Annotated in this window: 3 protein-coding genes; 1 reads left to right on the forward strand and 2 read right to left on the reverse strand. The window is 73.8% G+C overall.

Translation table 11 applies throughout. The annotated features are described in order from the left end of the window. Positions 1-46: 46 nt before the first annotated feature. Positions 47-595, reverse strand: a complete 549-nt coding sequence (locus MHW47_RS33760) for a PadR family transcriptional regulator (protein WP_239227658.1) — start codon at positions 593-595, stop codon at positions 47-49. 60 nt (positions 596-655) lie between these two features. Beyond that, on the reverse strand, positions 656-2,671 hold the full coding sequence (locus MHW47_RS33765; protein ID WP_239227659.1) for an NADPH-dependent 2,4-dienoyl-CoA reductase: 2,016 nt from the start codon (positions 2,669-2,671) through the stop codon (positions 656-658). A 218-nt stretch (positions 2,672-2,889) separates the two neighbouring features. On the opposite strand from MHW47_RS33765, the gene MHW47_RS33770 reads away from it, so the two are divergent. Further along, on the forward strand, positions 2,890-3,162 hold a 273-nt coding region (locus tag MHW47_RS33770), incomplete at its 3' end, for a DoxX family membrane protein (protein ID WP_239227660.1).

Below are 3,162 nucleotides of genomic sequence, written 5' to 3' on the forward strand. Positions count from 1 at the left end.
CCGGTGGCGCCGGGTCGGCGCCGGGCGGAGCTGACCGCCGTACGCCCTACGCGGGGCCCGGGGCGGCGGCCGGATAGTCGGCCAGTGCCCGGGTCAGCCAGCCGATCCAGAAGTTCTCCAGGTCGATGCCGCCGCGCAGCACCAGATGCCGCAGCCGGTCCTCGGGCGCGTCCCGCTCCGGCGGGAAGTCCCGGGCCTCGATCTCCAGGTACTCCGCGAGCTGCCGCCGGTGCAGCCCCAGATGGCGGCGCAGCTCCGCGTCGAGGCCCGGCGCCCCGACCACCGCCGCCGCGCGCAGCCGCAGCAGCAGCGGATCGCGCACCTGCTTGGGGTCCTCCCGGCGGGCCACCCAGGCGGACAGCGCCTCCCGGCCCGCGGGCAGCACCTCGTACTCCTTCTTCTGCCCCCGCGCCGGCTGCGCCGGGGCCAGCGCCCTGATCTGCCCGGACTGCTCCAGCTTGCCCAGCTCCCGGTAGATCTGCTGGTGCGTGGCGGACCAGAAGTAGCCGATCGACCGGTCGAACCTGCGGGTCAGCTCCAGACCCGACGAGGGCTTCTCCAGCAGGGCGGTGAGGATCGCGTGCGGCAGTGACATGGGCTGCATCCTAGGGACGGCCGGCCGCCGGGCGGTCCGGCGACCGCCCGGCCACCCGGGTCAGAGCGCTCCGGCGAGTTCCGTGCCCTGCCGGATCGCGCGCTTGGCGTCGAGTTCGGCCGCCACGTCGGCGCCGCCGATCAGATGTGCCTCGCGGCCCGCGGCGCGCAGTTCCGCGTACAGGTCCCGGCGCGGTTCCTGGCCGGCGCACAGCACGATCGTGTCGACCGGCAGCAGGCGCCGCTCGCCGTCGACCGTGATGTGCAGGCCCTCGTCGTCGATCCGGTCGTACGTGACGCCCGCGGTCATCGTGACCCCGCGGTGGCGCAGCTCGGTGCGGTGGATCCAGCCGGTGGTCTTGCCGAGACCGGCGCCCACCTTGCTCGTCCGGCGCTGGAGCAGATGCACGGTCCGGGTGGTCTTCGGGCGCTCCGGGGCGGTGAGACCGCCGCGCTCGCGGTACGCGGTGTCCACGCCCCACTGCCGGAAGAACACCGCCGGGTCCTGGCTCGCCGCATCCCCGCCGTCCGTCAGGAACTCCGCCACGTCGAAGCCGATCCCGCCCGCGCCGACGATCGCCACCCGGTCGCCCACCGGTGCTCCGTGGCGCAGTACGTCGAGGTAGCCGACGACGCTGGGATGGTCGGCCCCGGGGATCGCCGGGGTGCGGGGGGTGACCCCGGTCGCCAGGACGATCTCGTCGTAGTCCGCCAGATCGGCGGCGCCGACCGGGGTGGAGAGCCGGAGGTCGACCCGCTCCTCGGCGAGCCGGGTGCGGAAGTAGCGGAGGGTCTCGTTGAACTCCTCCTTGCCGGGCACCCGGCGGGCCACGTTCAGCTGCCCGCCGATCTCGTCGGCCGCGTCGAAGAGGGTCACCGCGTGGCCGCGTTCGGCGGCGGTGACGGCGCAGGCGAGTCCGGCCGGTCCGGCGCCCACGACGGCGACGCGCTTGCGGGTGCGGGTCGGCGACAGGACGAGTTCCGTCTCGTGGCAGGCGCGCGGATTGACCAGGCAGGAGGTGACCTTGCCGCTGAAGATGTGGTCCAGGCACGCCTGGTTGCAGCCGACGCAGGTGTTGATGGCGTCGGCGCGCCCCGCCGCCGCCTTCGCGACGAAGTCCGGGTCGGCGAGGAACGGCCGGGCCATCGACACCATGTCCGCACGGCCCGAGGCGAGGATCTGCTCGGCGGTCTCCGGCGTGTTGATGCGGTTGCTCGTCACCAGCGGTACGGAGACCGCCCCGCGCACCTTCTCGGTGACCCAGGTGAAGGCGCCCCGGGGCACCGAGGTCGCGATGGTGGGGATACGGGCCTCGTGCCAGCCGATGCCCGTGTTGATGATCGTCGCGCCCGCCGCCTCGATCTCGCGCGCCAGGTGCACGACCTCCTCCAGCGAGGAGCCGCCGGGCACCAGGTCCAGCATGGACAGCCGGTAGATGATGATGAAGTCGTCGCCGACCCGCTCGCGGACGCGGCGCACGATCTCCACGGGGAAGCGGATGCGGTTCTCGTACGAGCCGCCCCAGCGGTCCTCGCGGTGGTTGGTCGCCGAGGCGATGAACTCGTTGATCAGGTAGCCCTCGGAGCCCATGATCTCGACGCCGTCGTACCCGGCGCTCCGGGCCAGCGCCGCCGCCGTGGCGAAGTCGTCGATCGTCGCCTCGACCTCGTCGTCGGTCAGGGCGTGCGGGGTGAACGCGCTGATCGGCGCCCGCAGCGCGCTCGGCGCGACCAGGTCCGGGTGGTGCGCGTACCGGCCGAAGTGCAGGATCTGCAGGGCGATGCGCCCGCCCGCCGCGTGCACGGCACCGGTCACCAGGCGGTGCTCCGCCGCCTCCGCCTCGGTGGTCATCTTCGCCCCGCCCGGGAACGAACAGCCCCGCTCGTTGGGCGCGATGCCGCCGGTGACCATGAGGCCGACGCCGCCCCGGGCGCGCTCGGCGTAGAACGCCGCCATGCGCTCGAAGCCGTTCTCGACCTCCTCCAGGCCGACGTGCATCGACCCCATCAGCACCCTGTTCGGCAGGGTGGTGAAGCCCAGGTCGAGCGGGCTCAGAAGGTGCGGGTACGGGGACATGCGGAGGCTCCTCGCTGTGGGGTCGCCCCAGTTCTAGACCACCGCCGCGCCATTGTGCAACAAGTTGCACAATGGCGTTCGTCGCACTGTGCCGCGGCTCACGCCCGGACGGCGTAACAACGCGATCCGTGACCGGCGCGGGGCGCGGAGAGTGGTGGCGTACGGCATCCAGGCCGCCCCGTCGCGGGCGGGGCCCCGACACCCTCCGGAGAACTCCCATGGGCTGCGTCAACCGGCACGACCTCGGACTGCTCCTTCTGCGCGTCGGCACCGGCGCGGTGCTCGGCGCGCACGGCGCGCAGAAGCTCGGCGGCTGGTTCGGCGGCGGGGGAGTGGAGGGCACCACGGCGGCCATGGAGGCGATGGGCTTCCACCCGCCGAAGTACAGCGCGATCGCCGCCGGGCTCGGCGAGGCGGGTGGTGGAGCGCTGCTCGCCCTGGGCCTGGCCACCCCCGCCGCGGGCGCGGCGGCGGCCGGCGCGATGGCGGGC

The sequence above is a fragment of the Streptomyces sp. OfavH-34-F genome, from assembly GCF_022347745.1.
Lineage (GTDB): Bacteria > Actinomycetota > Actinomycetes > Streptomycetales > Streptomycetaceae > Streptomyces.